Source organism: Gymnodinialimonas mytili (assembly GCF_037544085.1).
GTDB lineage: Bacteria > Pseudomonadota > Alphaproteobacteria > Rhodobacterales > Rhodobacteraceae > Gymnodinialimonas > Gymnodinialimonas mytili.
In genome coordinates this window covers 68,272-93,892 of record NZ_JBBIFW010000004.1, presented here as the reverse complement: position 1 = coordinate 93,892, position 25,621 = coordinate 68,272, and the positions used below count along the sequence as shown (strand labels likewise).

Here is a 25,621-nt window from a genome sequence, read left to right as displayed (position 1 = left end):
CGCCCCATTGTCGCGGCCCTTAACGGCTTTGAAGGATTTCACACTTAGACCAACAGGATGACTGAGCGTGCAATGGCCATCTGTTTAGGGATCGCTGCGTTGTTTTGCGTGGCGTTGGTGGTGCCGGTGAGTGTTCTCACCATGCCTGCTCAGGCTGGTGAAGTTGTGTTGGTGATTGCTCCGCCTTGGTCTGAGACCGGCGGCGCGGCTGAGATTGTCGCAGCTTTGTCCGGGCGTTTTGTCGGCCCAGTCGAGGCGCCCTTTGGCGTTCTGGCGGTGTTGGACGCGCCTGATTTGGCAAGGGAATACGGGGCTTGGCTGGTCCTTGATGGACGGCTGGTTGCACAGATTTGCGGTTTGCGGCCGGGTTAGGTGAAGGGTTGGTTGGGATGACGGATCAAGACAGCACGCCTGAGCGCGATAGCTTTGTCCAGGTAAGGCTGGGACATTGGGCGGTCTTTGCCATGGTGCTGGTGGTCGGCTTGTCCACGGCACTGATCGGCGGTCCGATCTGGAGCGGTCTGGCGCCCGCGCTTGTTTTAGCCGGTCTCGCGACATTGGCGCGCCGGTTGTCGCCGCCGTTTCAGGCGGTGATCATTGCAATCGTCTTGGCCGGGCAGGGCATCGCCTTCACGGCGAGTTTCGCCGGGCACCCGTTTCAAATCGACAGCCACATGATGTTCTTTGCGCTGTTGGCTGTGGTGGCCACGATGCGTTCGATTCCGGCGCTATTGGCGATTGCCGCAGTGGTGGCGGTGCACCATCTGAGTTTCGGTTTCCTTCTGCCCACATTAATCTATCCGTCGGTCGACCCTTTGGTAAATCTGGAACGCACGTTTTTGCACGCAGCGATCGTGGTGCTGCAGGTCGGCGTGCTGACCCTGTCGATCCGGGCGCAGTCACAGCAAAACAAGAGCATCGAGCAGGCCCACGATATGGCAATGGAGGCCGCGGTCAGCGCCGAGGAGGCCCGCGCGGAGGCCGAGGCGCGGCAAGCCCAGGCCGACGCGGCGCGCTTGGCGATCACGCAGGTGGTCGAGGCGCTTGGCCTGCGCTTGCGGGAAGTGGCGGCGCGGGATCTGACAGGCCGACTTGGTCAAGACGTGCCCGACGCGTTCCGCGACCTGGCGCGGGACTACGACACAGCGCTGCTGATGATGGGGGATGCGTTGGCCGATACGCTGACCATCGCGACCGAATTTCAGCAGGAGGCCGGAACATCCGCCGAAGCGTCGCAAAAGATGGCAGATCAGCTCGAAGCGCAGGCCGCACAAATCACCGAGACATCAAATGCGATCCGTGATCTGTCGGCCTCTCTGACCGGGACGGAAACTGCGATCGGAGAGTTGAAGAACCGGGCGGGAGATGCGGCCGAAAAAGCCAATCGCGGTGGCGATGTGGTGCGCCGAGCCGTCGTGACGATGGGGCAGGTGCGACAATCCTCGGACGAGATCAGCTCCATCATTGAAGTGATCGAGGATATCTCCTTCCAAACCAATTTGCTGGCCTTGAATGCCGGTGTCGAAGCCGCACGCGCCGGAAGTGCTGGATCGGGCTTCGCGGTTGTCGCCGCAGAGGTACGCGCGCTGGCCCATCGAACATCTGAGGCCGCCAGCCAGGTGAAAGCGCTGATTTCCTCCAGCGTGGGTCACGTCGCCGATGGCGTCGAATTGGTCGATGCGGCAGGCGCGGCGTTGGAAGATATCGAAGCGACGATCAACATCGCGGCGGATCAGGTGGGGGATCTGGCCGACCGGGTGTCGGATCAAACGGCGCAATTGCGCGACATGTCGGGTGCGGTCGAGGCGATTGACATGGCCCTTCAAGGATATGCCGCACGGACCGAAGAGGTGTCTGCCATGGCCGCCAGAATAGCCAAATCCGCCACGGATTTGCATCGTGGGATGGCGCAGTACACTCTGGGAGACGGCGCGGCCAGTCCGCCGCGCCTCCAACGGGCCAGCTAAACAAAAAAGCGTCAGCCGCTCTCGTCTTCCGACGCCTTGAAACCTGCGATCTTCGCTTCGAGAAACTTGCGTGCGCGCCGTTCAGAGATGATCACGCGCACGGCCGTGCGGAACAATTCCTCGGTCGTGGGCGAGGAGGATCCGATATTGCGCGCGATCTCCTCCGGCAGATCTTCATTGCCGTATTTCTCGGACGCGTTCACTGTGTCGAGGGCCAGCTTTTCGGCCAGATCCTGGGCAAAACTACTCATCGCGGGTTACCGTGTGGTTTCGGTCAAGCGGCGGCGGACATAGGTCTGCACATGGTCGATCATTGGATCCATCGCCGGATCCTCGAAGAAATGCCCGGCGCCTTCCATCTCGGTATGGGTGATGGTGATGCCTTTTTGCTCGTGCAACTTGTCCACCAGGATTCGCGTATCCTGGGGCTTGGCCACACGGTCGGATGTGCCGTTGATGATCAGGCCGGAGGACGGGCAGGGCGCCAGGAAGCTGAAATCATACATATTCGCGGGCGGGCTGACCGAGATGAACCCGGTGATCTCGGGCCGCCGCATTAAAAGTTGCATGCCGATCCACGCCCCAAAGGAAAAACCGGCGACCCAGCAATGTTTGGAATTGGGGTTGAGCGATTGCAGATAATCGAGCGCCGAGGCCGCATCCGACAATTCGCCGATGCCCTGATCATACTCGCCTTGCGACCGGCCAACGCCGCGGAAATTGAACCGCAGGACCGTAAATCCCATATTATGGAAGGCGTAGTGCAGATTGTAGACCACGCGGTTGTTCATCGTGCCGCCGAACTGCGGATGCGGATGCAGGATGATGGCGATCGGGGCATCTTTGGCCTTTTGGGGGTGGTAGCGGCCTTCCAGGCGGCCTTCTGGTCCGGGGAAAATCACCTCGGGCATCCACGTCTCCTCGCGTCGTGTCGTATGCGGGCCGGGTGCAGCCCTTCCTTGACGGAACGCTGACCTGACCTTAGAACGATTCCAAGTTTGGGCGCGCCGGGATGGTCGCGCCGCAGGGCTGCATCGCAGTTAAGCGTGGGGCGCTGAAAGGTCAATCATTCTAGCGGGTCTCGACCTGATTTGCGGAGGGTGGCATGAAGCTGAGCACCAAGGGGCGCTATGCCATGGTCGCCATGGCCGATCTGGCTCTGTTGAAACCGGAGACATTGTCACCGCTTTCGGATTTGTCGAAACGGCAGGATATCTCGCTGCCCTATCTGGAGCAGCTCTTTGTGAAGTTGCGACGGGCGGATCTGGTGATCTCCGTCAGGGGGCCAGGCGGCGGCTACCGTTTGGCGCGGCCCGCCTCCGAGATCCGGGTGGTCGAAATCTTTGAGGCGGTCGATGAGACGGTCAGCGCACTTTACACCGGTGCGGGCGCGTCGGGTGGCGCGTCGGGGAGCCGGGCGCAGAGCCTCAGCAATCGTCTTTGGGAAGGCCTCAGCGCCCATGTCTATGTCTTTTTGCACCAGACGCGGCTATCGGACGTGGTGAAAAACGACCTGACGCCCTGCCCAGCCGTGCCAAACCTGTTCGAGGTTGTGGATGATTAGGGATTGCGCCGACTGTGCCGTCGCCGGAGGCACATGTTCTGGCAAAAATTTGCAGCGGCGCAGATTTGACGGTTTGGGATTTTGGATTTCGGTCTCGCTATTCGTGAATGTCGGGTGCCTCCGGCGGGAGTTTTTTGGCCAAGATGAAGGAGCATGCGCTGCTTTGGGGCGGGGCGCGTGAACCGGACCTATCTCGATTGGAATGCCACGGCGCCGTTGCGAGCGGAGGCGCGCGACGCAATGGTCGCGGCGATGGATTTGGTTGGCAATCCGTCCTCGGTTCATTCCGAAGGGCGTGCGGCGAAGGCGGTTCTGGAGCGCGCGCGGGCGCGGGTGGCAGAGGCTTTGGGGGCGCAGGCCGCGGATATCGTGTTTGTGTCTGGCGCGACGGAAGCTGCGGCGCTTGCCCTGGCCGGGCGCGGTTTGCATGGCGCGGGCATTGAACATGACGCCGTACGTGCCTGGGTGGTGGAAGATCTTGCCGTGCAAGGGGACGGTCGTGTTGCGGTGCCGAACCCCGCCACAGCCTGCCTGCAGGTGGCCAATTCCGAGACCGGCGTTCTACAGGATCTACCCGAGGGGCTCGCCGTCAGCGATTGGACCCAAGGATTTGGCAAAGTGCCCTTGGCGTTCGATTGGTCCGGTGTGGAGATGGCGTTTGTTTCGGCCCATAAGATCGGTGGCCCCAAGGGGATCGGCGCGTTGGTGCTGCGGCGTGGCCTGGATCTTGAGGCGCGCATCAGGGGCGGTGGGCAAGAGATGGGGCGCCGCCATGGAACCGAAAACCTGATCGGCATTGCTGGATTTGGCGCTGCGGCTGAGGCTGCGACACAAGATTTGGCCAAAGGGAATTGGGACGAGACGCACAAACTTAGAAATATTCTAGAAAACACCCTGGAAGCCCGCGCCCCATCGACTATTTTAGTCGGGAAAGGGGAGAACCGGCTGCCCAACACCACGATGTTCATCACGGAAGGGTGGAAAGGCGAAACCCAAGTGATGGCGATGGATCTGGCGGGATTTGCCGTTTCGGCGGGTTCGGCCTGTTCCAGCGGCAAGGTCAAAGCCTCGGGCGTGTTGCGCGCCATGGGGTATTCCGAGGCCCAGTCGGCATGTGCATTGCGCGTGTCTTTGGGCCCCGACACGACAGAGGCTGAGGTGGCCGCGTTTTGCGACGCTTGGCTGCGGGCCCACGCAAAGAAATTCGCGCGCTGACATCGCGCGAGGCGGCACGCGCGCCGATGGCGCGAAACGGCATATGCGCCTCTGGATGCGGCGCGACATATCAGGACTGCGCCGCTTTGGTGCGATGGAGGACGACATGAACGCACTCGATACCGAGATGACCCAAGTCAAAGAGGGCGTCGATCAGGAGACGGTCGATGCGGTCAAGGATTTGGGCGGCAAGTATAAATACGGCTGGGAAACCGAGATCGAGATGGACTACGCCCCGAAGGGCGTGAATGAGGACATCGTCCGCTTGATCAGCGACAAGAACGGCGAGCCGGAATGGATGACCGATTGGCGCCTGCAGGCGTTCAAGCGCTGGAAGCAGATGGACGAGCCCGAATGGGCGATGGTCGATTACCCCGCCATCGACTATCAGGATCAGTATTACTACGCGCGCCCGAAAAGCATGACCAACAAACCGAAATCGCTCGATGAGGTCGATCCGGAGCTGCTGCGCACCTACGAAAAGCTGGGCATCCCGCTGAAAGAGCAGATGATCCTGGCCGGTGTCGAAGGCGCCGAAGATATGCCAGCGGAGGGCCGCAAGGTCGCCGTGGATGCCGTGTTCGACAGTGTCAGCGTCGGCACGACGTTTAAGGCGGAGCTGGCCAAGGCAGGCGTCATTTTCTGTTCGATCAGCGAGGCGATCAAGGACCACCCGGATCTGGTGAAGAAGTATCTGGGCTCGGTCGTGCCGATTACAGACAATTTCTTCGCGACACTGAACTCGGCCGTCTTCTCGGACGGATCCTTCGTCTATATCCCGGAAGGTGTGCGCTGCCCAATGGAGTTGAGCACCTATTTCCGCATCAATGCGGAGAATACGGGCCAGTTCGAGCGCACGTTGATCATCGCCGATAAAGGCAGCTATGTCAGCTACTTGGAGGGCTGCACGGCGCCGATGCGCGATACCCATCAGCTCCATGCGGCGGTCGTCGAGATCGTGGCGCTGGAGGATGCGGAGGTGAAGTATTCCACCGTCCAGAACTGGTATCCCGGCGATGAGAACGGCAAGGGTGGGATCTACAACTTCGTGACCAAACGCGCCGATTGCCGCGGGGATCGCTCGAAGGTGATGTGGACCCAGGTCGAGACCGGCTCAGCCGTCACTTGGAAATATCCGTCTTGCATCCTGAGAGGTGATGACAGCCAGGGTGAGTTCTACTCCATCGCGATCGCCAACAACATGCAACAAGCAGATACCGGCACGAAGATGGTGCATCTGGGCAAACGCACGAAATCGCGGATCGTCTCCAAGGGGATTTCCGCGGGTCGTGCGCAGAACACCTATCGCGGGCTGGTCTCCATGCACCCCAAGGCGAAGGATTCCCGCAACTACACCCAGTGCGACAGCCTTCTGATCGGCGACAAATGCGGCGCCCATACCGTGCCCTATATCGAGGTGAAGAATAACTCCTCGCGGGTGGAGCATGAGGCGACCACGTCCAAGGTTGACGATGATCAGATGTTCTACTGCCAATCGCGCGGCATGGATGAGGAAGAAGCCGTGGCGCTGATCGTGAACGGGTTCGCCCGCGAAGTGCTGCAGGCGTTGCCGATGGAATTCGCGATGGAAGCACAGCAATTGGTCGCGATCTCGCTGGAAGGATCGGTGGGGTGAGAACCTATGGCGGCATGATTGGCGGTGATCTTACCGTGGAAGAGAGCGGTGAGATCACGGCCATGGTCCAAGGGAATGTGACCATTGCGTCGGGATGTGACGTCGTTGTCTCCGGCATGGTGAACGGCGATGTCGTCCTGCGTCCGGGCGCAACTGCGCAGGTGACCGGTTTGATCAACGGCACGCTTCGCGACGAGGGTAGGGCCAAGGTCGAATGAACGCGGATTTGGCACCCTCCCGCGCAACCGGCCTGCGACCGTTTCTGTTCGGCGCAATCGGCGTTGCGATTGGTTTTGTCGCGGCGCGAGGGCAGTTGGTTTCGGACCGGCTCTACGATCAGGTGATCGGTGTCGAGACGCCAGTCCCAGCCGTGGAGGCCGAGTTTTTCGGCAATCTCTTTGCCTTTGCGGGCGGAGCGTTGCTGGCGGCCTTGCTGTTTCTCTATGCGCTTGGCGCGATGCTCTTCGGGCGCACGCGACCCGGCGTGATTGTGATGTTTGTCGGCTTTTTGCTGGCCTTCGGCGCGGTGCATATCGCGGCCGAGTTTAACCTGATCCCGGGGCTTTAGAACCTGCGCCCCACCCAATACATGCGCCGTGTGGCGCCACGGAACGGAGACAAGAGATGCTTGAGATCAAAGGCTTAGCCGTCAAACTTGAAGAAGAAGACAAGCAGATCCTGAAGGGTGTCGATCTGTCGGTAGAGGCCGGAAAGGTCCATGCGATCATGGGTCCCAACGGTTCGGGCAAGTCCACCTTGTCCTATGTCTTGTCGGGCAAGGATGGCTACGAAGTGACCGACGGCTCGGCTCTTCTCGAAGGTGAAGACCTGCTGGATATGGACCCGGAAGAGCGGGCGGCGGCGGGTCTGTTCCTCGCATTTCAGTATCCGGTGGAGATCCCCGGGGTCGGCAACATGACCTTCCTGCGCACGGCTCTGAACGCGCAACGCAAGGCGCGCGGCGAAGAGGAAATCAGCGCAGGCGATTTCCTGAAGCTGATCCGCGCCCGGGCGAAGGATCTGAAAATCGATGCCGATATGTTGAAGCGTCCGGTCAATGTGGGCTTCTCGGGCGGTGAGAAAAAGCGCAATGAGATCCTGCAGATGGCCATGCTTGAGCCCAAGATGTGCATTCTGGATGAAACGGATTCCGGCCTGGATGTCGACGCGATGAAGCTTGTCAGCGAAGGCGTGAATGCACTGCGCGATGCGGGGCGCGGGTTCCTTGTGATCACCCATTATCAGCGGCTGCTTGATCATATCAAACCCGATGTGGTGCATATCATGGCCGATGGGCGCATCGTGAAATCCGGTGGGCCGGAACTGGCGCTTGAGGTCGAACAAAACGGCTATTCCGATATCCTGGCGGAGGTGGCGTGATGGCTCAGGCTGCCACAAAACTGGATGTGACCGATGCACGGTTGGAGGGGCTGAGTTTTCCCGAAGGTGGTGCCGCGTGGGCGATGTCCGCGCGCGAGGGGGCATTGGCCAGACTGCGCGAAATGCGCCTGCCGACAAAACGTGATGAATATTGGCGCTATACCGATCCCAGCAGCCTGACCCAGGCTGTCGCACCTCGGGCGGCGGTGTTCTCGGCGGGCGATGATGTGCCGCTGTTCCAGGACATCGACCGATTGAAGATCGTTTTTGTCGATGGGGTGTTTTCGCCTGATAAATCGGATGATCTGAGCCTGGCAGGGCTTGAGATTGAGCGTCTGAGCGATGCGCTGTCTAAAGACATCCATTGGGCGAAGGATCTTTACGGCGCGCGTGAAACCGCGGGTCAGGATCCTGTCGCGCGGCCCTTGGCGGCGTTGAACACGGCCTTTGCCAGCGATGGCGTGGTGATCCGGGCCACTGGCAAGGCGGAAAAGCCCGTCGCGCTGATCTACCTGCACCGCGACGAGAGTTCGGATGCAATCCTGCACCATCTGGTGCGGGTGGAGCCCGTCGCCGAGCTGACCTTGCTAGAGGTCGGACCCGCCGCGGCGCGCTTCAACAAATGTATGGAGATCGACGTGGCCGAAGGTGGCGCGTTCCACCATGTGCGCGCCCAGGGCCGTGACCATGAACGCCGCTGCGTCAGCCACATGTTCGCCCGCGTGGCGGCGGAGGCTTTGTACAAAAGCTTTACCACCACCGCCAACGGCGTGATGACGCGCAATGAACATGTGATTGAAATCATTGGCGATAGCGCCACCGCCCATGTCGCGGGTGCGGCGCTCGGCGACGGCGCCTATGGCGCCTTCCACCACGACGACACGGTGTTCATCACCCACGACGCCGTGGATTGCGAAAGCCGTCAGGTCTTCAAGAAAGTGCTGCGCAACGGGGCGGAGGGCGTGTTTCAGGGCAAGATCCTGGTCAAAGCAGGCGCGCAGAAAACCGATGGCTATCAGATCAGCCAATCGCTCCTGCTGGACGATGACAGCTCGTTCCAAGCCAAGCCCGAACTTGAAATCTACGCCGATGACGTGATCTGTTCGCATGGCTCCACGACCGGTGCGATTGATGAAGACGCGCTGTTCTATCTGCGCTCACGCGGTGTGCCGACGGATGTTGCGACGGATCTGCTGGTACTGGCCTTCTTGGCCGAAGCCATCGAAGAGATCGACAATGACGCATTGCGCGACGACATTACCGCAAGATTGGCCGAATGGCTGGAAAGGCGGCGTCTGGGCTGAAGCAACTATGAGCGTTTCGACCGACATGATGGCCACGTGGCGGCGCCCACGTGCGGTGATGCGCAAGCTGCTGACCATGGGCCAGCGGGAGGATCGCGCTTTGGCATTCCTCTTCGGGGCCTGTGCGCTGATCTTCGTGGCACAATTGCCGCGCCTGGCGCGGGAAGACACCCTGCGCCCCGACGAGGTGCCGTTTCAGGCCGAACTGGCGACAACATTTTTCGGGATCATGCTGGTTTGGCCGCTCTTGCTTTACGGCATTGGCAGCCTGACGCACCTGATCGCGCGGGCCTTCAAGGGGCGCGGGACGTTCTATACCGCACGGCTGGCTCTGTTTTGGAGCCTTCTGGCCTCCACCCCCGCTTGGCTCTTCTACGGTTTGGTGGCGGGCTTTGTGGGGCCGGGGCCGGGCCAGCAGATCGCGGGCGTGATCGTTCTGGGCGCATTTCTGACCTTCTGGAGCATTTGCCTGCGCGAGGCCGAAAGCAACCCCGAGGGGGCGGCGGCGTGACAGATGTGTTGAACCTGCGCAGCCTGTTGGGCATGGCGCGCGCGACCGTGATGGATCCGCAAGGCGGTGGCCGCGTGATCCTGGATACCGCCCGCGGAATGCCGGCGGGCGCAGTGTGGCTGTGTTTCTCCATCATTATCGTCGGTTCGCTGATCATGGGCGAATTGGCCAGCCTGATGCTGGGGCCATTGGATGACGGTCCACTGACCGGGCAGCCGACCTTGGTCATGGGTCTGGTACAAGCGGCATCCTTGTTTCTGGTGGTCCATGCGATCACCCATATCGGGCGGCTTTTCGGCGGGCAGGGCGAGTTCCTGGGCGCCTTGGCCCTGATGACGTGGTTACAATTTGTCTTTCTGCTGGTGCAGGTCGTGATGCTGCTGACCACCTTGGTGCTGCCGCCTTTGGGCGCCATCGTCATGACCTTGGCCTTGGGCCTGTTCCTGTGGCTGTTTTTGAACTTCATCGCGGTGCTGCACGGGTTCCAATCCCTGGGCGCGGTGTTTGTGATGACCCTGGTCAGCTTCATAGCGATCATATTCGTGATCAGTCTGGTTCTCAGCCTGCTGGGCATCGTCACGGTGGAGCCTACATGACCTATCCGAACGATTTGGGGCGTGACCGCCCGAGCACTTGGAGTGTGCCGCATGTATGACATCGACAAGATCCGCGCGGATTTCCCGATCCTGTCGCGAGAGGTAAACGGAAAACCGTTGGTCTATCTCGACAACGGGGCCTCGGCACAAAAACCGCAGGTGGTGATTGATGCGATCAGCCAGGCCTATGCGATGGAATATGCCAATGTGCATCGCGGGCTGCACTACCTGAGCAATCTGGCGACCGAGAAATATGAGGGCGTGCGTCAGACAATTGCGCGGTTCCTAGGTGTGAAGGATGCCGAAGAAATCGTGATGAATTCCGGCACCACCGAGGGCATCAACCTGGTCGCCTATGGCTGGGCAATGCCCCGGATGCAGGCGGGCGACGAGATCATTCTCAGCATCGCCGAACACCACGCCAATATCGTGCCGTGGCATTTCCTGCGCGAACGCCAAGGCGTGGTGTTACGGTGGGTGGATGTAGATGCCAATGGCGATCTGGACCCGCAGGCAGTGATTGACGCGATGGGGCCGAAGACCAAGCTGGTGGCTCTGTCCCATATGTCGAACGTGCTGGGTACGGTTTTTGACGTAAAGCCGATCATTGAGGCCGCCCATGCGCGCGGGATCGCCGTGCTGCTCGATGGCAGCCAGGCTGCGGTGCATATGCCGGTGAATATCGATGATCTGGGCGCAGATTTCTACGCGATCACGGGACATAAGCTTTATGGGCCGTCAGGCTCGGGTGCGATCCATATCAAACGCGAACGGATGGACGAGATGCGGCCCTTTATGGGCGGCGGCGACATGATCCGCGACGTGCATCGCGATCAGGTGACCTGGAACGACCCGCCGATGAAGTTTGAGGCGGGCACGCCCGGCATCGTGCAACAGATCGGCCTTGGCGTGGCGCTCGACTATATGATGGGCGTTGGTATGGACCGGATCGCCGCCCATGAGCGTGATCTGACAGCCTATGCGCGAACTCGTCTAGAGGGGCTGAATTGGCTGAATCTGCAGGGAAAATCCGCGGACAAGGGGGCGATCTTCAGCTTCACGATGGCGGGCGCGGCCCATGCCCATGATATCTCTACGGTGCTTGACAAGAAGGGTGTGGCCGTACGGGCCGGACATCATTGTGCGCAACCTTTGATGGAGCATATGGGTGTGAATGCCACCGCGCGCGCCTCTTTCGGGATGTACAATACCCGTGACGAGGTGGATGTATTGGTGGACGCTCTGGAGCTTTGCCACGAGCTTTTCGCGTAAATATTTCAAAACGAGGCTCTCCCGCATAGGACATGGCAGCAGAGCTGCAGGTCCCATTTTGGGCCCGGCGCGCCGTCGCTTTCCGCGCTGTCGGCGCGGGAGCGTTGCGCGTCACCTGTGAACTTGGCGCCTCGTTGCATCTGTTCTTTGGGTATTTGGGGGCCAGTGGGAGACAGGGAGGGGTTCCACCTCGCGGCAAGGCGCGGTAGAGCGCGTCGACGGATGGAGGGGACATGCCGGAATTCTCAGAGCTTCTACCGATGTTGGTGTTGATCCTGGCGATTGGCGGGATCGCGGGGGTGATTGCGGGCCTATTGGGGGTCGGTGGAGGCATCGTGTTGGTGCCAGCCTTTTTCTTTGCCTTCGAGGGTTTGGGATATTCCACCGATGGGCTGATGCAGATTTGCCTCGCCACGTCCCTGGCGACGATCATCGTGACGTCTGTGCGTTCGGTCTTGGGCCACAACAAGAAGGGGGCGGTGGATTGGGAGATCCTGCGCGCCTGGGGGCCGGGCATTGCCATTGGCGCGGCGTTGGGCGTGGTGGTGGCCAGTGGGTTACGCAACGAGGTGCTGATGGGCATTTTCGGCGTTCTCGGCATCGCGGTGGGTCTTTACATGGCGTTTGGCCGGTCTGAATGGCGGTTGGGCGACGCTATGCCCGGCGGGATTGGACGCGCGGTCACATCCCCGACCTTGGGCTTTCTGTCAGTATTGATGGGGATCGGTGGCGGGTCCTTCGGGGTGCCGTTGATGACGCTTTACGGGCAGGCGATCCACCGGGCCGTGGCGACCGCGGCGGGCTTTGGTGTGATTATCGCGGTGCCGTCGGTCATGGGATTTCTGCTGTTGCCCGTTGAGGGCGACGGGCGTCCGCCCTTCACATTGGGGCAGGTCAACTTGGTGGCCTTCGCGGTCGTGGTGGCGATGACATTAATCACCACACCGTTGGGTGTGAAACTGGCCCATGCGATGGATCCCAAGCCGCTGAAGCGGGTCTTCGCGGTGTTTATCCTGATCATGGCGGCCAATATGCTGCGCCGCGCTTTGGGGTTTTAACCATGCGCGATAGCGGCTGGCAGGTTTTCCCGCCGGAGCCTGTGGTTTTGGACTGGGTGGCGTCGGCGCTCAGCGCTGCGCTGGCCCATGACGAGCCGCTGCGCCATGGCGGGACCTGGCAAGTTGGCGTCGATGCGTTGCCGAACGATGCGGCCGGGCGCGTGGGCGATGGTCCGCCCTTCGGCGGCGCGGCGTTGCGGGCGGCGGGCGCGATGCCGCTGCATCCGGCGCAGATCTCGGTTGTCCATCCCGGATATCCCAGGCGCGATCCTGAGGAGAGCGAGGCCGCCCATCGGTTCCGGCGCAATCGCGATGCGGCGCATCTGGACGGGCTGTTGCCCGAGGGCCCGGGGCGGCGGCGGCATTTGCGCGAGCCCCATGCCTGGATCCTGGGCATCGCCCTCACAGAAGCTGATGCGCAGGCCGCCCCGCTGGTCATCTGGGAAGGGAGCCATCATGTGATCGGGGTCGCATTCGCGCAGATCTTCGAGGGTATCCCGCCCGGCGCATGGGGCGATCTGGACGTAACCGAGGCCTATCAGGCGGCCCGGGCGAAGGTGTTTGAGACCTGCCGACGGCGTGCCCTGCCATTGCGCGTGGGGGAGACGGTCTTGCTACACCGTCATCTGATCCACGGTGTTGCGCCCTGGGCCGAGGGGGGCAGGGCTGATCCGGCGGGGCGGGCCATCGCCTATTTTCGTCCGTGTTTTGAGCAGGTTGAGCGCTGGCTGAACGCCTAGCCGGGAAAAACCTGGCGCGTTGAGAATAATTCCGGCTGCCCAGGCGTAACCCATCCGAACACAGATTGTTTCGGAGGCTCCCATGCGCCCGCTGACCCTTGCAACCGCCCTTATCATGCTAATCATCCTGCCTGCCGCGGCGGCGCTGGACAGTGACGTGCCAGCACCCGCCGCATGGCGGATGCCGGAGATCCAGTTGAGCTTCATGCCCGAAAATGGCTGGCCCGCCTCGATGTCGGGCTTGGCGTGGACCTTCGACGCCATCGCACGCTGATCCAACCTTGATTGCGCCGTTCTCCTTCGGGCGGCGCGCAGCCATATCCGCGATACCCGGCCCTATTTTTTGACAGAATAAGGATGCATTTTATGAAACACGTCTTTCTTTCCGCGGCGCTTTTGGGCGCGTTTGTCTCACCCGCCGCCGCCTCGTTGGTCATTAATGTCGATGGTGCGATTGGCTCGGGTTTCACCACATGGACGTTTTCCGGGAGCGCCGTTGCCCGCGACAGCGGTCGGTTCAGCGCAGATGATACGTTTCAAAGCGCTGAGCAGTTTTTCGATCTTGGAGATTTCACGGATGTGGATTCCTTTGATGTCCCCGACAACGGTGGGGCTGTATTTGGAAATGCCGTCATCTCGGTGGACACTCAGTTGCGCAACATCGATGCCATTTTGATCGATGATGACAATACCGGCCTGGATGATCTTGGTATCGGTGTCGACGGCAATCGTGACCTGGCTTTTGACCTTGGCGATCTGGTGGCATGGTCCGGGGTGCTGACGGTTGAGGGCATCGATATCGGTGATCTCGATGAAGGCGGATTGGGCCAGACCTTCACCACATCGTTTTTCGGCGGCAATCGGCGCGACGCGCTTGATCTGCAATTGGTGATCGGGGGTGCCGAGATTGCCCCGGTGCCTTTGCCTGCGAGCCTGCCAATGCTGCTGGCAGCGCTCGGGGGGGCGGGTTGGATGGCCCGGCGCAAGCGCGTTTGACACGTGGCCCCGGCAACCCGCCTAGGGCGCGCGGTTCAGGCGTGCCGCGCGCCCGCCTCGCCGTTTCTGCAATTGGTCGCGGCGGTCCGGAAGGGTCGCCATGACCGAACGCCGGGCTTCTGGCGCCATACGCGACCATTGGGTGATTTCATCGATGGAGCGCAGGCAACCGGTGCATAGGCGCGATTCGGGGTGGATCACGCAGATCTTCACGCAGGGGCTCTCGACCTCGTCGCGGCTCCAGATATCGTCACTCATGCCTGTTCCCTCAAATGGCGCAACCGGTCGAGCGCCCCTTGCAAGATATAGCCCGCGGCGACAGCGTCGATCACCTCAGCGCGACGTTTGCGGGTGGTATCCGCCTCAAGCAAGGCTTTTTCCGCGGCCACAGTGCTCAGCCGTTCGTCCCAAAAGGTGATCGGCAGGGCGACAAAATCAGGGCGTCCGGACAGATTGCGCGCAAAGGCACGCGTCGCCTGGGCGCGGGGCCCTTCGGAGCCATCCATATTGCGCGGCAGGCCCAGGATCAGCCCCGCCACATCGCGGGCCCGGGCCAATGTCGACAAGGCATCGGCATCAATACCGAATTTCTGACGTTTCAGCGTCTCCAATGGGCTGGCCGAGGACATCAGCCGATCCGACAGCGCCACGCCGATCGTCTTGGTGCCCAGATCCAAACCCAGAAGCGGCGGCATCGGCGGCAGGGCGGCGGCAAAATCTTCGATACGATCGTAAATCATTCCAGTGTTTGCCCGGCCTGCGCCATGGCTGCGCGGAAGGCGCGGTCGATCAGCGCTAGCGCTTCAGGGGCGTCGGCGAAGACGCTTTGCGCGTCGTCATGGACGATTTGGGCGGCATTGCTGCGGCCAAGCGCGCCATAGGCTGTGATCAATTGCGCCCAATCCTGCGGCGTGCCGCCTTCGGTCGCCAGGCGATCGGCGAGGCCTGAGACCATGCCTTCGATCATCTCGCGTTGTTCATCGGGGCTGAGCCCTTGGGCGGCGGCGATATCGGCGGCGGTCGGCCCGCTGGGTTGAGGCAGGGCGGCCGGATCGAAGGCAGCGCCTGCCGCGCGCGCGACAGAGCTGATCTGCAGTTGAATGGGCTCGACCCATGGCGCATCGGGGCGGCTTTCCCCAAGAAGGTTTGACCAGATCGGCAGTGCCAGATCGGGGCGCCCCTGCTGGGCATACATTTCGCCAGCATAATAGCGGGCCGTGCCGTCGCGCGGTTCCAGTTCAAGCCCGCGCAGCAGCGCCTCCTCGGCTTCGGGCGAGACATAGCCCCCGGCGGCAAAAATCATCATCTCGGCATAGTCGATCCAATGGCGCCCGGTGGCGTCCTCGCCCAACAGGGTCAGCAATCGCGATTGCGCGTTGTGGGCGGCGCGAAAATTGCCCAGCATCGCCTCATTGGCGGCCAACAGGGTCAGGCCCTCGACATCGCCGGTGCGCAATTCCATCACGCCGCGCAATTGCTCGACCAATTCCAGCCGCTCGGGGTCGACCTCGGGGCGCGGGCGTTGAGGCGCCTGTGCCTCGGCGGTGGCTTGGTCCGGGCGATTGGCGCGGGCGGTTTCCACTATGTCGATCCGCGTCGCCAAGGGCAGATCGGCATAGCCAGGCGCGCCGATCATCGAATAGACGCCGAAGGCGCCCACCAGGCTGATCCCAAGCGCCACCGTGATGCCCATAAGCCCAAACTTGCCCGCCTGATTGTCATGGCCTTCGCGTTGCAAGGCGCGGTCGGCCTCCAGGATGCGGCGGCTGACCTCGGTGCGGGCGCGCTCGGCCTCGTCTTCTGTGACAATCCCGCGGGCAACATCGCGGTCGATTTCCGCCAGCTGATCTCGGTAGACGCGCAGGTCGTAGGCGGCTGCCGGGGCTTCAATATTCGTTGGGCGGCGCGCAGCCAGCACAACCATGACGGCGACCACCAGGCAAAGCGCGCCTGACGCAATCCAAAACACCAGCACCGTTTATCCTCTCCTCCGTGTCCAGCCCTGACATAAGCACCCGAAAGGTCAAACGAAAGACGGCACCGGGCCGCAACCCTCACATCCGTGTGGGTCTGGCCGCGACAAGATGCGCCAAGGTCGCAAATTGCACCTGTTTCGTCGCGCTGAGTATCCTGTCATCCAGCATCCTACCGCACATCAGATAGGACAGGATCGGAGCCCGATATGCGCAGATATTCCGCCTTTGCGATCGCCAAAGAAGCCATGCGCCACCATTCGGGGTGGGAGCGCGCGTGGCGGTCGCCAACACCCAAACCCAGCTACGATGTGGTGATTGTGGGGGCGGGCGGGCATGGGCTGGCCAGCGCCTACTACCTGGGCAAGAATTTCGGGATCACCAATGTCGCAGTGATCGAGAAAGGCTGGCTGGGCGGCGGTAATACCGGGCGAAACACGACGATCATCCGGTCGAATTATTTGCAAGATGCCAGCGCTGCGATCTACGAAAAGTCCCGATCCCTGTATGAAACGCTCAGCCAGGATCTGAACTACAATGTCATGTTCAGTCCGCGCGGCGTGATGATGTTGGCCCAGACGCAGGGCGAGGTGCGGGGATATCTGCGCACCGCCCAGGCCAATGCGCTGCAGGGCGTCGAGACGCGATTCATCGGACCGGCCGAGGTCAAAAAGCTGTGCCCGATCATGAATATCGACGGTCCCCGCTATCCTGTATTGGGTGCCCTGTGGCAGCCCCGCGGCGGCACGGCGCGCCATGACGCGGTGGCCTGGGGCTATGCGCGGGCCTGTTCGGATATGGGGATGGATATCATCCAGCAGACCGAAGTGACGGGGATTACACGCGACAATGGCGCGGTCACCGGGGTCGAGACCACCAAGGGCTTTGTCGGCTGCAAGAAGCTGGGTGTCGTGGTGGCGGGCCATTCCGGTGTGCTGGCCGAAATGGCGGGATTCCGTCTGCCGGTGGAATCAGTGGCGTTGCAGGCGCTGGTGTCTGAGCCGATCAAGCCGATCATGGATGTGGTTGTGATGGCCAACACCGTCCACGGCTATATGAGCCAATCCGACAAGGGCGAGATGGTGATCGGCGGCGGCACAGACGGCTACAACAATTACACCCAACGCGGATCGTTCCACCATATCGAGGAAACCGTCCGTGCGCTGATCGAGACCTTTCCCATGCTGTCGCGGCTGAAGATGCTGCGCCAATGGGGCGGGATCGTGGATGTGACGGGCGACCGGTCCCCCATCCTGTCGAAAACACCCGTTGACGGCGTCTTCTTGAATTGTGGCTGGGGGACGGGGGGCTTTAAGGCCATTCCAGGCTCGGGCTGGGGCTTTGCCGAGCTGATCGCCAAGGGCCACTCGCCCTTGACCGCGGAATTCGGGCTGGAGCGGTTCCGCGAAGGCAGGTTCATCGACGAAAGCGTGGCGGCGGGGGTGGCGCATTGAGGGCGCATAATCTGTCTTTGACAAATTGCTCTGCAAGCGGTGGCGCAGCAGCTCGCCATGCCGCGCGGGGCGATATTCGAGGGCGTGCATTTGGCCCTATGCCTATGGCGTATCTACCGAATCATCCCCGCTCAACGGACAAGGCGCTTGCGGGATTCATCAGGCCAGAGCCCGGTTTCGGTATCGTTGAGATCACGCAGATGGCCCTGCGAAACGCTGGCGAGATCTTGCACAGGGGCAGTTTTCGGCGGGACTTGGCTATTTTTAGCCAACACAATAGGTCCAGATCGGCCCGATTTAGCGCAAGCTCAGCGCGCGTTAACCATTTCATTGAGACATGGCCCCGGCTGTTGCCAGAGTTCCCCACCTTACAGGAGGAACTCCCATGGCTGACTACGAGTATCGCAATAAGGCCTTCGATTACACACCGCCGAACCGATCCGGTAGCGGTGCCGGGGGCGCTCTACTTTTCATTGGCGGCATCTTCGCGCTGTTTATCCTCGCGATGGTGTTCATGGGCGGCGGAGATGGTGGCGTCACCGCTCCAGAAGCCGCAGGTGGCGCAACGGCACCGGCCGTTGAAACGGCCCCGCCCGCTGTTCCGGCAGTGCCAACCGAATAAACCCATCCACTCACGGTACGGGCCTCCGTCGGGTTTCACGACCCGGGCGGGGGCCTGTCGCGTTTGGCGCGGTGGTAGGGACGTCCGGCAGAATCTCGCGCCCCCATGGAACCGATCCCACGCTCGCCCCGTTGTTCGTCGGAGAATAACGGAAAAGGAGCTGTATCCATGGCTGACAACACCAATTCATCTTCCGGCAGCAATTCCGGTTTGGCCTTCATCCTCGGCGGGGTCGTCGTGGCGCTTGGCGTTTTGGCATGGGTTGTCTTCGGCGGTGGATTTGCCGCCGACGAACCCGACCTGCGTATTGAGTTGCCAGGCGGCGCTGCGTTGGAAGGGTCCGTTGAAGAGGGCGGCGAATAACACCGAGCCGTCACATCCAAGTCATCATGTTTCTATTGGCCACGCCCTCTGTTCCGAGGGCGTGGCCGTTTGCGTTCCGGCGGCGTGTGTATCCAACATGCAGGCAATGACCGGACCGATGAACCAGGAGATCCCGCTATGCTGACACTGACTTGTCCCGTCTGCGGGATCGCCGCCTGTGAGACCGAGCTTGCACCCGGCGGTGAGGCGCATCTGAAGCGGTTTGGTCCTGGATCCTCGGATGCCGATTTTGAGGCTTATCTGTTCCTGCGCTCCAATGTGCGGGGTGTGCATTTCGAACGCTGGCGCCATGCGATGGGCTGCGGCAAATGGTTTCTGGCCGCCCGCGACACCGCCACGCTTGAGGTCTTCGGCACATATTCCGCCCAAACGACCGAGCCGCCCGCCGAGATCATAGACGCGATCAAAGCCAAGCGCCCGGGTTGGAGCCCGGAGACATGAGCCGTCCTGCCCTGACAGACGCGCAGGTCGATATGCTGATCAATCCCGGCTACGAGCGGGAAAGCACCGTGATGACCCCATCGCCGGAGCGTCTTCTACCGCTGATCGGGCAATTGCGCTTTGAGCTCGACGGCGCAGAGGCGGGCGCCCCCATGACCGATGGACAAGCACCGCTGGTCGATGCCGCCCCGTGGGAGGCCGTTGGTGCCGCACTTGGCGCAGGCGACCCACAGACGCTGTTGGATGGTTGGCTGGATCTGCTGCCGTTGCTGCGGCTGGCCAGCTTTTACGGTCAGATCGAACCCGGGCGGTATCGGTTGCAAAACACGACACCCGAGGCAGTGCTGGATCGGGTCAGCGGCTATGGTGACATGACGTTAGAGCGGGCCGGGTTTGATGCGGAGGGGCAGGTGATGCTGACCGAGCCACATATTCGGCTGCTGCGGGACGTGCAATGGCGCTGGACCCATGACGAAATCGCCGAGGATATCTATTTCTCCTTCGATATGTGGCCGGGCCCGGCCATCGACCCGAAACGGGTCTATGGCGATATGTCGTTTATCGAACTGGACATGCACCGGATCCTGAACTTGCCGGTTGAGGAACGCAATGCCGACGGCTTCATCGAGCTGAGTGCGACCCAAGAGCAGGAATTGGCCGCGCTCCATCTGACGCTTTTGGCGGCCACCCAAGCCTTTGTTGAAAACGTCGCGCTGGATTTGGCTGCGGATGAAGCTCAGCAAACATTGCGGAGATGGTCAGAGTGATCTTGGGACAATATCGCATATGAGCACACGTTTATCCAAAGGCGGCCGCCTGATTGACCGGTCGCGCAGTGTCAAATTCACCTTCAACGGCAGGTGGATGCGTGGATTTTCGGGCGACACGCTGGCCTCTGCCTTGCTGGCCAATGATCAGATGATGGTAGGCCGGTCGTTCAAGTATCACCGCCCGCGCGGCATCGTCGCCAGCGGCGCGGAAGAGCCCAACGCCTTGGTCAATCTTGGCCGCAAGGACTGCCACGAGCCCAACCAACGCGCCACCACGACCGAGTTGTTCGACCGCCTTGAGGCGCGCAGCCAGAACCATTGGCCGTCGTTGGATTTCGACGTGGGCGCGATCAACGCACTGGTCGCGCGGTTTCTGCCCGCTGGCTTTTACTACAAGACGTTCATGTTTCCGCGCCCGTTCTGGAAACACGTGTTCGAGCCCTTTATCCGCAACTCAGCGGGTCTGGGCGCCGCGCCGGACCCCGAAACGCGCGACCCTGATACCTACGAGCATTTCTACGCTCATCTGGATGTGGTGATCGCAGGCGGCGGTATTGCGGGGCTGATGGCGGCGCTGGCCGCCGGGCGCGCGGGCAAGCGTGTTTTGTTGGCCGAACAAAGTGCGTTTTGGGGCGGGCGGGCCCCGGTGGATGGCGATCTGATCGAGGGGGGGCCAGCAGAAGACTGGATTAACACCATCATCGAAGCCCTTGAAAAGATGAAGAACGTGCATCTGAGGCTGCGGATGCAGATTTCGGGCATTTACGATCATGGCTATGTGTTGGGCTATGAGCAATTGACCGACCCGGACGGCCCTCGGCACCGGTTGTGGCGCATTCGCACTGGGCATGTGATCGCCGCCACCGGCGCCATTGAGCGGCCCTTGAGCTTCCCGGGTAATGATAAACCGGGCGTCATGCTCGCCTCGGCCATGCGCGACTACATCGTAAACTATGGCGTTTCACCGGGGGACAACGTGGTCGTGGTCACGAACAACGACGATGGCTATCGCACGGCGCTGACGGCACATCGCGCCGGGATAAAGGTGGCTTGCATCATCGATCCGCGTGAGACCTCCGATGGCGATTTGCCCGCTGAGGCCCGCGCGAATGGGATCCGCATCCGGACGGGCGCGGCGATCTCGAAGGTGAAAGGGCTGAACAGGGTCGTTTCGGTCCGGGTGCAAGCTCATGGGGCGGATGATGGCGGTTTTGAGGAAATCGCCTGTGACGCCGTAGCGATGTCGGGCGGCTGGTCACCGGTTGTGCATCTCTGGTCCCATTGTGGCGGCAAGTTGACCTGGGACGCGCAGCAGGCCTGCTTTGCGCCAGACACGAACCGCCCACCCACCAACCAGACCGGAGATGGGTTCGTCACCTGTATCGGCGCTGCCGCGGGTGGGCTTTGGGCTGGTGAATGTGTGGCTCAGATCGCCAATCCGCTGAACGGCATGGGTTTCCCGTGCGATCCACCCGCGATAGACGCGCCCCATGAGGCGCCTCTTGCGCCGGTCTGGGTGATGCCAGCCGATGCGGGGCCCAAGAAACGCGCCAAGATGTGGCTGGATTTCCAGAACGATGTGAAGGTCTCTGACGTCGCCCTGGCCGCACAAGAAGGCTATGAAAGCGTCGAACACACAAAGCGCTACACCACACTCGGTATGGCGACGGATCAGGGAAAGTTAAGCAATATTAACGGTCTCGCCGTGCTTGCTGAAGCATTGGATGAAGACATACCGCGCGTGGGCACCACCACCTTTCGCCCGCCTTACACGCCGATCTCTATGGGGGCCATCGCCGGTGAGGCGCGCGGCGACATTTTCCAACCCCTGCGCCGGACCCCGATCCATGGCTGGCACGAAGCGCGTGGCGCGTATTTTGAGCCCGTTGGCCATTGGCGGCGCCCCTATTGTTTCCCGCAGGATGGCGAGAGCCATGAGGATGCCGTCAACCGTGAGATCGATGCCACACGGCGGTCACTCGGTCTGCTGGACGCCTCGACCCTGGGCAAGATCATCGTCAAAGGCCCTGACGCGCCGAAATTCATGGATATGCTCTACACGAATATGATGAGCAGCCTGAGACCGGGCAAATGCCGCTACGGACTGATGTGTTCGGAAAACGGATTTCTGATGGATGACGGCGTGGTGGTGCGGCTGGATGAGGACACGTTCCTCTGCCACACCACGTCGGGCGGCGCCGATCATGTCCATGCGCATATGGAGGATTGGCTGCAATGCGAGTGGTGGGATTGGCAGGTCTACACCGCCAATGTGACCGAGCAATTTGCCCAGATCGCGGTGGTCGGCCCCAAGGCGCGGAAGGTCTTGGAAAAACTCGGCGGCATGGATGTCTCGGCCGAAGCGCTGCCGTTCATGGCGATGGCCGAGGGCAAGCTGGGTGGTTTTGATACGCGCATCTTCCGGATCAGCTTTTCGGGCGAATTGAGCTTTGAAATCGCCGTTCCCGCGGGCCAGGGGCTCGCTTTTTGGGAGGCGCTGCACAAAGCCGGCGCCGAGTTCAACGCGACCCCTTACGGGACCGAGGCCCTGCATGTGATGCGGGCCGAAAAGGGCTTTATCATGATCGGGGATGAGACAGACGGCACCGTGATCCCGCAGGATTTGGGTCTTGGCTGGGCGATTTCCAAGAAGAAGGACGATTTCCTGGGCAAACGCGCTCAGCAGCGATCTTTCATGGACAATCCGGACAGGTGGCAATTGGTGGGGTTGGAGACGCTGGACGGCTCGGTGCTGCCCCATGCGATCTTGGCGGTCACCAAGGGTAAAACCGCCAATGGCCAAGCGCTGACCGAGGGCCGTGTCACATCGAGTTACTACTCGCCCACGCTCAGCCGCGGCATTGCCATGGGGCTGGTGCATAACGGGCCCAACCGCATGGGCGAGATCTTGGATTTCGTCGATTTGGGCAACAAATCCATTCGCGCGAAGATCGTCAGCCCGGTCTTCTACGACCCGGAGGGGGAGAAGCAGAATGTCTGATGTGACCGTCACACAAATGGGCCCGACGGGCATGGTGGCGCTGAAGGGTGATATCTTGGCCATGGGCGCGGCGCTCAACGCTGTGACAGGTTGCGCCGTACCAGCGCAGCGGCGGATCGAAACGGCTGACATGTCGGTTGCCTGGATGGCGCCTGATGAGCTGTTGATCCTGTGCGATCATGCGGCGGCACCTGATGTGGCCGCGGATCTATCGAAGAGACTTGCGAAAGTGCATCATTTGGCGGTCGACATTTCGGATGCGCGGGTGGGATTTGTCTTGGATGGCGGGACCAATCGGGACGTACTGGCAAAGCTGACGCCAGCGGATTTAGGTGCCTTGGCGTTGGGAGAGATGCGGCGGACGCGTCTGGCTCAGGTGCCGGCGGCTATTTGGCTGGAAACAGAGACGCGCGCTCGCGTTATCTGTTTCCGATCCGTCGGCCAATATGTGCATGACCTCTTGGTCACATCCGCAGACCCCGCCACAAGCGTCGGTTTCTATTGAACCGGAATTGACCGGCAATTAGCGTTGGACGTGCAGATCAATTTACGGGTATTTTCATGCTGTCTGTTCGATCCACGGCCTTGGCCGCTTGTCTTTCGTTGATGCCTGTCGCCGCTGCGGCTGAAACCTACATTTGCGTGCTTCAAAGTCGCGTCGGTGCCGTCATCCCACCGGATTTTCAGATCGCTTATTCTGGAGACACAGCGACCATATCCCATGGCTGGCACGATGGCCTGCGCCAACATCAATCACGCGTGCGTGGCGACAGCGCCCGGTCGCGCGTGGCGTTCTCGATCACCAATTTCAGGGGCTTCGGCGGCGCGCGCGCCACACTTCAATTTCAACTGGTCCATGCGCGTGCGAGCAATACGCTGAACGTGACCGTGCGCCCCAGCGGGTATTCCAACAGGTTTACCGGTTCCGGCACCTGTCAGCGGCGGGGGTGATGCGCAGACTGCCCCTTGACGTTAACACCCTGAGACCTCCATTTGTGATGCGAACGCACCACACTGAAACGACAGGGGGCCAAAATGGCATTCGACCTTCCCGATCTTCCCTATTCCCACGACGCGCTTGCCGGCAAAGGCATGTCCGCCGAGACGCTGGAATATCACCACGACCTGCACCACAAGGCCTATGTCGATAACGGCAACAAGCTCATCGCCGGGACCGAATGGGACGGCAAATCGATGGAAGAGATCATCACCGGCACATACGACGCGAACGCTGTCGCGCAGTCGGGAATTTTCAACAACATCAGCCAGTTGTGGAACCACAATCAGTTCTGGGAGATGATGGGGCCCGGCGATGCGGGCATGCCGGGTGAGCTGGAATCCGCTATCACCGAAAGCTTCGGCTCGGTCGACAAGTTCAAGGAAGAATTTTCCGCCGCAGGCGCAGGTCAGTTCGGCTCGGGCTGGTGCTGGCTGGTCAAAGATACGGATGGCGGCCTGAAAGTCACCAAAACCGAAAACGGCGTGAACCCGCTCTGCTTTGGTCAGACCGCGCTGTTGGGCTGTGACGTGTGGGAGCATTCCTATTACATCGACTTCCGCAACAAGCGGCCCGCCTATTTGTCGAACTTCCTCGATAACCTCGTCAACTGGGAAAACGTCGCCAGCCGCATGTGAACCAAGGACGTGACGCTTACGAATGGGGGTCTGCCCGGAGGGGATCTTGGCAGGCCCCTGTATTTTGAGTGATCTGCCGAACGACGGGTGCAGCACGTTTTCGGATGATGGGAGCGGTCGGCGGCAAGACAGCCCGCTATTCGCGTCCAAGCCTCGGCAAAAGGCGGGGCGTTCTGGCGGCATAGACCTCCCAGTCTGTGCCAAACTCATCCGCCATCATCTGCTCTTCCGGGCCCACGCGGGTGACGTAGAGCAAGGTGAACGCCAAAAGGCCCGCGGGCCCGGCCAGCCAATTCGTCAGCAACAGGGCCTGCGCAATCGTGATCAGAAAGATCGCCGCGTACATCGGATGGCGCATGCGGTTGTAGATGCCGCGCGTAACCAGCGCATGGTTCTCGCGGACCTCCAGATGGGCCGACCACATCGATCCCAGATCGGTATGGGAGCGCCAGAACAGGTAGAGCCCGGCAAGTGCCGACAAAGCACCTGCGATAAGCTGTCCGGGAAATGCTCCATAGGCGGCAAAATCCAGCACCGGCGTGGCCAGCGCGAGAAGTGGAATGAAGATCATGCCAATGCCGACGATCGCGGCCAACGGTCGCTCTCGCGTTGCGTCGCGCTCTTCCTTGATGGTGGCGGGCGTGGTGTCGGTCAATGCCATGCGCGCCGTGTACCAGGCCAGCATGGCGGCGATGAATGGGATTGTGGCATATGGCGCGCCGCGCCACAGGGCGAGGGCGGTTGCCACTGCGATAATGAGATATGGAATGAGTTTGCCGACCACGATTCTTCCTCACCAGTGCTTCAGGAAAAGCTCGCGGGACGTGTTGCTGGCTTATCTCTCCACAATACATCATTTGCGAGTCACTCGCAACTGGCTTGGGGCCGCCCTGCCGTAACGTGACGCGAAGGGCCCGTGAGCGCAGTCGATCCGCAAAGCCGAGATTTCGCCTGGCCTGCCGTGCTGGAACATCGCTCTACGCAGGGCGCCGCTCACCCGGGGCGAACGACAACGCGCTCACATCGCTTGTGATTGTCGGCTACTCTCGCAATCAATGACTCGATATCGGCCCGCAACCCGCTCTGACATTCCCGCGCTTCT

At 61.2% G+C, this 25,621-nt stretch carries 31 protein-coding genes; 25 read left to right on the top strand and 6 right to left on the bottom strand.

The features are described from left to right. Window positions 1-57 precede the first annotated feature (57 nt). Together V8J82_RS16840 and V8J82_RS16835 are read left to right on the top strand one after the other, a co-directional pair. The gene (locus tag V8J82_RS16840) at window positions 58-372 is read left to right on the top strand and encodes a hypothetical protein (RefSeq protein ID WP_339976848.1); all 315 of its coding nucleotides are present in this window, start codon (window positions 58-60) and stop codon (window positions 370-372) included. Between the two features lie 17 nt (window positions 373-389). Then, window positions 390-1,967 carry a methyl-accepting chemotaxis protein gene (locus tag V8J82_RS16835; RefSeq protein WP_339976846.1) on the top strand — a complete coding sequence of 526 codons (1,578 nt, stop codon included), beginning with the start codon at window positions 390-392 and terminating at the stop codon, window positions 1,965-1,967. Window positions 1,968-1,978: 11 nt separating this feature from the next. Here V8J82_RS16835 and V8J82_RS16830 read toward each other — a convergent pair whose 3' ends face one another. After that, a complete protein-coding gene (locus V8J82_RS16830; protein WP_339976844.1) occupies window positions 1,979-2,218 on the bottom strand; it encodes a hypothetical protein in 240 nt (79 codons plus the stop codon). A 6-nt stretch (window positions 2,219-2,224) separates the two neighbouring features. Next, window positions 2,225-2,878 (bottom strand): alpha/beta hydrolase, encoded by a 654-nt coding sequence (locus tag V8J82_RS16825; RefSeq protein ID WP_339976842.1) that lies wholly within the window; start codon window positions 2,876-2,878, stop codon window positions 2,225-2,227. Window positions 2,879-3,072: 194 nt separating this feature from the next. Here V8J82_RS16825 and iscR point away from each other — a divergent pair, with 194 nt between their 5' ends. The 14 genes from iscR to V8J82_RS16755 all read left to right on the top strand — a co-directional run bounded on the left by iscR (window position 3,073) and on the right by V8J82_RS16755 (window position 14,239). Beyond that, window positions 3,073-3,531: a Fe-S cluster assembly transcriptional regulator IscR gene (gene iscR / locus V8J82_RS16820; protein WP_339976840.1), complete on the top strand. Its 459-nt coding sequence runs from the start codon at window positions 3,073-3,075 to the stop codon at window positions 3,529-3,531. Window positions 3,532-3,684: 153 nt separating this feature from the next. Continuing rightward, window positions 3,685-4,746 carry a cysteine desulfurase family protein gene (locus tag V8J82_RS16815; protein WP_339976838.1) on the top strand — a complete coding sequence of 354 codons (1,062 nt, stop codon included), beginning with the start codon at window positions 3,685-3,687 and terminating at the stop codon, window positions 4,744-4,746. A 106-nt stretch (window positions 4,747-4,852) separates the two neighbouring features. Next, window positions 4,853-6,382, top strand: coding sequence for a Fe-S cluster assembly protein SufB (sufB, locus tag V8J82_RS16810; RefSeq protein WP_339976836.1), 1,530 nt, complete (start codon window positions 4,853-4,855; stop codon window positions 6,380-6,382). Then, window positions 6,379-6,600 carry a hypothetical protein gene (locus V8J82_RS16805; RefSeq protein WP_339976834.1) on the top strand — a complete coding sequence of 74 codons (222 nt, stop codon included), beginning with the start codon at window positions 6,379-6,381 and terminating at the stop codon, window positions 6,598-6,600. The genes sufB and V8J82_RS16805 overlap by 4 nt, the downstream gene beginning before the upstream one ends. After that, window positions 6,597-6,950 (top strand): hypothetical protein, encoded by a 354-nt coding sequence (locus tag V8J82_RS16800; protein WP_339976832.1) that lies wholly within the window; start codon window positions 6,597-6,599, stop codon window positions 6,948-6,950. Before V8J82_RS16805 ends, V8J82_RS16800 begins: the two co-directional genes overlap by 4 nt. A gap of 56 nt (window positions 6,951-7,006) precedes the next feature. Beyond that, window positions 7,007-7,762 carry a Fe-S cluster assembly ATPase SufC gene (gene sufC / locus V8J82_RS16795; RefSeq protein WP_339976830.1) on the top strand — a complete coding sequence of 252 codons (756 nt, stop codon included), beginning with the start codon at window positions 7,007-7,009 and terminating at the stop codon, window positions 7,760-7,762. Next, window positions 7,762-9,066, top strand: a complete 1,305-nt coding sequence (locus V8J82_RS16790; protein ID WP_339976828.1) for a SufB/SufD family protein — start codon at window positions 7,762-7,764, stop codon at window positions 9,064-9,066. Before sufC ends, V8J82_RS16790 begins: the two co-directional genes overlap by 1 nt. A 7-nt stretch (window positions 9,067-9,073) precedes the next feature. After that, window positions 9,074-9,577, top strand: coding sequence for a YIP1 family protein (locus V8J82_RS16785; RefSeq protein ID WP_339976826.1), 504 nt, complete (start codon window positions 9,074-9,076; stop codon window positions 9,575-9,577). Next, entirely contained in the window at window positions 9,574-10,173 is a 600-nt protein-coding gene (locus V8J82_RS16780; protein WP_339976824.1) for a Yip1 family protein, read from the top strand. Before V8J82_RS16785 ends, V8J82_RS16780 begins: the two co-directional genes overlap by 4 nt. 51 nt (window positions 10,174-10,224) lie before the next feature. Beyond that, on the top strand, window positions 10,225-11,445 hold the full coding sequence (locus tag V8J82_RS16775) for a cysteine desulfurase (RefSeq protein WP_339976822.1): 1,221 nt from the start codon (window positions 10,225-10,227) through the stop codon (window positions 11,443-11,445). A 233-nt stretch (window positions 11,446-11,678) separates the two neighbouring features. After that, complete coding sequence (locus tag V8J82_RS16770) at window positions 11,679-12,503, top strand: sulfite exporter TauE/SafE family protein (protein ID WP_339976820.1); 825 nt, start codon at window positions 11,679-11,681, stop codon at window positions 12,501-12,503. 2 nt (window positions 12,504-12,505) lie between these two features. Beyond that, the gene (locus tag V8J82_RS16765; RefSeq protein WP_339976818.1) at window positions 12,506-13,243 is read left to right on the top strand and encodes a hypothetical protein; all 738 of its coding nucleotides are present in this window, start codon (window positions 12,506-12,508) and stop codon (window positions 13,241-13,243) included. Between the two features lie 82 nt (window positions 13,244-13,325). After that, window positions 13,326-13,517 carry a hypothetical protein gene (locus V8J82_RS16760; protein ID WP_339976816.1) on the top strand — a complete coding sequence of 64 codons (192 nt, stop codon included), beginning with the start codon at window positions 13,326-13,328 and terminating at the stop codon, window positions 13,515-13,517. 92 nt (window positions 13,518-13,609) lie between these two features. Continuing rightward, on the top strand, window positions 13,610-14,239 hold the full coding sequence (locus tag V8J82_RS16755; protein ID WP_339976814.1) for a VPLPA-CTERM sorting domain-containing protein: 630 nt from the start codon (window positions 13,610-13,612) through the stop codon (window positions 14,237-14,239). 21 nt (window positions 14,240-14,260) lie between these two features. Here V8J82_RS16755 and V8J82_RS16750 read toward each other — a convergent pair whose 3' ends face one another. Genes V8J82_RS16750 through ccmI form a run of 3 tightly spaced genes read right to left on the bottom strand, consistent with a single transcriptional unit; the run spans window position 14,261 to window position 16,208 of the window. Then, window positions 14,261-14,497 carry a DUF1289 domain-containing protein gene (locus V8J82_RS16750; RefSeq protein WP_339976812.1) on the bottom strand — a complete coding sequence of 79 codons (237 nt, stop codon included), beginning with the start codon at window positions 14,495-14,497 and terminating at the stop codon, window positions 14,261-14,263. Next, entirely contained in the window at window positions 14,494-14,979 is a 486-nt protein-coding gene (gene ruvX / locus V8J82_RS16745; RefSeq protein ID WP_339976810.1) for a Holliday junction resolvase RuvX, read from the bottom strand. Before ruvX ends, V8J82_RS16750 begins: the two co-directional genes overlap by 4 nt. Continuing rightward, window positions 14,976-16,208, bottom strand: a complete 1,233-nt coding sequence (gene ccmI, locus V8J82_RS16740) for a c-type cytochrome biogenesis protein CcmI (protein ID WP_339976808.1) — start codon at window positions 16,206-16,208, stop codon at window positions 14,976-14,978. Before ccmI ends, ruvX begins: the two co-directional genes overlap by 4 nt. Window positions 16,209-16,421: 213 nt before the next feature. On the opposite strand from ccmI, the gene V8J82_RS16735 reads away from it, so the two are divergent. The 9 genes from V8J82_RS16735 (at window position 16,422) to V8J82_RS16695 (ending at window position 24,519) form a co-directional block, all read left to right on the top strand. Further along, window positions 16,422-17,666, top strand: coding sequence for a sarcosine oxidase subunit beta family protein (locus V8J82_RS16735; protein WP_339976806.1), 1,245 nt, complete (start codon window positions 16,422-16,424; stop codon window positions 17,664-17,666). A 385-nt stretch (window positions 17,667-18,051) separates the two neighbouring features. Further along, window positions 18,052-18,288, top strand: a complete 237-nt coding sequence (locus tag V8J82_RS16730; RefSeq protein WP_339976804.1) for a hypothetical protein — start codon at window positions 18,052-18,054, stop codon at window positions 18,286-18,288. A 168-nt stretch (window positions 18,289-18,456) separates the two neighbouring features. Further along, the gene (locus tag V8J82_RS16725; RefSeq protein WP_339976802.1) at window positions 18,457-18,651 is read left to right on the top strand and encodes a hypothetical protein; all 195 of its coding nucleotides are present in this window, start codon (window positions 18,457-18,459) and stop codon (window positions 18,649-18,651) included. A 138-nt stretch (window positions 18,652-18,789) separates the two neighbouring features. After that, window positions 18,790-19,113: a sarcosine oxidase subunit delta gene (locus V8J82_RS16720; RefSeq protein WP_339976800.1), complete on the top strand. Its 324-nt coding sequence runs from the start codon at window positions 18,790-18,792 to the stop codon at window positions 19,111-19,113. Continuing rightward, on the top strand, window positions 19,110-19,880 hold the full coding sequence (locus tag V8J82_RS16715; protein ID WP_339976798.1) for a hypothetical protein: 771 nt from the start codon (window positions 19,110-19,112) through the stop codon (window positions 19,878-19,880). The genes V8J82_RS16720 and V8J82_RS16715 overlap by 4 nt, the downstream gene beginning before the upstream one ends. A 19-nt stretch (window positions 19,881-19,899) precedes the next feature. Then, window positions 19,900-22,884, top strand: a complete 2,985-nt coding sequence (locus V8J82_RS16710; protein ID WP_339976796.1) for a sarcosine oxidase subunit alpha family protein — start codon at window positions 19,900-19,902, stop codon at window positions 22,882-22,884. Further along, window positions 22,877-23,389 (top strand): sarcosine oxidase subunit gamma, encoded by a 513-nt coding sequence (locus tag V8J82_RS16705; RefSeq protein ID WP_339976794.1) that lies wholly within the window; start codon window positions 22,877-22,879, stop codon window positions 23,387-23,389. The genes V8J82_RS16710 and V8J82_RS16705 overlap by 8 nt, the downstream gene beginning before the upstream one ends. Before the next feature lie 101 nt (window positions 23,390-23,490). Further along, on the top strand, window positions 23,491-23,835 hold the full coding sequence (locus tag V8J82_RS16700; protein ID WP_339976792.1) for a hypothetical protein: 345 nt from the start codon (window positions 23,491-23,493) through the stop codon (window positions 23,833-23,835). Between the two features lie 84 nt (window positions 23,836-23,919). After that, window positions 23,920-24,519 carry a superoxide dismutase gene (locus V8J82_RS16695; protein WP_339976790.1) on the top strand — a complete coding sequence of 200 codons (600 nt, stop codon included), beginning with the start codon at window positions 23,920-23,922 and terminating at the stop codon, window positions 24,517-24,519. Between the two features lie 136 nt (window positions 24,520-24,655). Here V8J82_RS16695 and V8J82_RS16690 read toward each other — a convergent pair whose 3' ends face one another. Further along, the gene (locus tag V8J82_RS16690; RefSeq protein WP_339976788.1) at window positions 24,656-25,303 is read right to left on the bottom strand and encodes a protein-S-isoprenylcysteine O-methyltransferase; all 648 of its coding nucleotides are present in this window, start codon (window positions 25,301-25,303) and stop codon (window positions 24,656-24,658) included. Window positions 25,304-25,621 lie beyond the last annotated feature (318 nt).

Excerpts from the sequence above, each read along its gene's own strand:
- V8J82_RS16830 (WP_339976844.1), bottom strand. The coding sequence starts at position 2,218 with ATGAGTAGTTTTGCCCAGGATCTGGCCGAAAAGCTGGCCCTCGACACA.
- sufB (WP_339976836.1), top strand. The coding sequence starts at position 4,853 with ATGAACGCACTCGATACCGAGATGACCCAAGTCAAAGAGGGCGTCGAT.
- V8J82_RS16750 (WP_339976812.1), bottom strand. The coding sequence starts at position 14,497 with ATGAGTGACGATATCTGGAGCCGCGACGAGGTCGAGAGCCCCTGCGTG.
- iscR (WP_339976840.1), top strand. The coding sequence starts at position 3,073 with ATGAAGCTGAGCACCAAGGGGCGCTATGCCATGGTCGCCATGGCCGAT.
- V8J82_RS16835 (WP_339976846.1), top strand. The coding sequence starts at position 390 with ATGACGGATCAAGACAGCACGCCTGAGCGCGATAGCTTTGTCCAGGTA.
- V8J82_RS16760 (WP_339976816.1), top strand. The coding sequence starts at position 13,326 with ATGCGCCCGCTGACCCTTGCAACCGCCCTTATCATGCTAATCATCCTG.
- V8J82_RS16725 (WP_339976802.1), top strand. The coding sequence starts at position 18,457 with ATGGCTGACAACACCAATTCATCTTCCGGCAGCAATTCCGGTTTGGCC.
- V8J82_RS16700 (WP_339976792.1), top strand. The coding sequence starts at position 23,491 with ATGCCTGTCGCCGCTGCGGCTGAAACCTACATTTGCGTGCTTCAAAGT.
- V8J82_RS16720 (WP_339976800.1), top strand. The coding sequence starts at position 18,790 with ATGCTGACACTGACTTGTCCCGTCTGCGGGATCGCCGCCTGTGAGACC.
- V8J82_RS16775 (WP_339976822.1), top strand. The coding sequence starts at position 10,225 with ATGTATGACATCGACAAGATCCGCGCGGATTTCCCGATCCTGTCGCGA.
- V8J82_RS16815 (WP_339976838.1), top strand. The coding sequence starts at position 3,685 with ATGCGCTGCTTTGGGGCGGGGCGCGTGAACCGGACCTATCTCGATTGG.
- ruvX (WP_339976810.1), bottom strand. The coding sequence starts at position 14,979 with ATGATTTACGATCGTATCGAAGATTTTGCCGCCGCCCTGCCGCCGATG.
- V8J82_RS16790 (WP_339976828.1), top strand. The coding sequence starts at position 7,762 with ATGGCTCAGGCTGCCACAAAACTGGATGTGACCGATGCACGGTTGGAG.
- V8J82_RS16755 (WP_339976814.1), top strand. The coding sequence starts at position 13,610 with ATGAAACACGTCTTTCTTTCCGCGGCGCTTTTGGGCGCGTTTGTCTCA.
- V8J82_RS16770 (WP_339976820.1), top strand. The coding sequence starts at position 11,679 with ATGCCGGAATTCTCAGAGCTTCTACCGATGTTGGTGTTGATCCTGGCG.
- sufC (WP_339976830.1), top strand. The coding sequence starts at position 7,007 with ATGCTTGAGATCAAAGGCTTAGCCGTCAAACTTGAAGAAGAAGACAAG.
- V8J82_RS16730 (WP_339976804.1), top strand. The coding sequence starts at position 18,052 with ATGGCTGACTACGAGTATCGCAATAAGGCCTTCGATTACACACCGCCG.
- V8J82_RS16765 (WP_339976818.1), top strand. The coding sequence starts at position 12,506 with ATGCGCGATAGCGGCTGGCAGGTTTTCCCGCCGGAGCCTGTGGTTTTG.
- V8J82_RS16715 (WP_339976798.1), top strand. The coding sequence starts at position 19,110 with ATGAGCCGTCCTGCCCTGACAGACGCGCAGGTCGATATGCTGATCAAT.
- V8J82_RS16785 (WP_339976826.1), top strand. The coding sequence starts at position 9,074 with ATGAGCGTTTCGACCGACATGATGGCCACGTGGCGGCGCCCACGTGCG.
- V8J82_RS16705 (WP_339976794.1), top strand. The coding sequence starts at position 22,877 with ATGTCTGATGTGACCGTCACACAAATGGGCCCGACGGGCATGGTGGCG.
- V8J82_RS16825 (WP_339976842.1), bottom strand. The coding sequence starts at position 2,878 with ATGCCCGAGGTGATTTTCCCCGGACCAGAAGGCCGCCTGGAAGGCCGC.
- V8J82_RS16800 (WP_339976832.1), top strand. The coding sequence starts at position 6,597 with ATGAACGCGGATTTGGCACCCTCCCGCGCAACCGGCCTGCGACCGTTT.
- V8J82_RS16735 (WP_339976806.1), top strand. The coding sequence starts at position 16,422 with ATGCGCAGATATTCCGCCTTTGCGATCGCCAAAGAAGCCATGCGCCAC.
- V8J82_RS16695 (WP_339976790.1), top strand. The coding sequence starts at position 23,920 with ATGGCATTCGACCTTCCCGATCTTCCCTATTCCCACGACGCGCTTGCC.
- V8J82_RS16840 (WP_339976848.1), top strand. The coding sequence starts at position 58 with ATGACTGAGCGTGCAATGGCCATCTGTTTAGGGATCGCTGCGTTGTTT.
- V8J82_RS16710 (WP_339976796.1), top strand. The coding sequence starts at position 19,900 with ATGAGCACACGTTTATCCAAAGGCGGCCGCCTGATTGACCGGTCGCGC.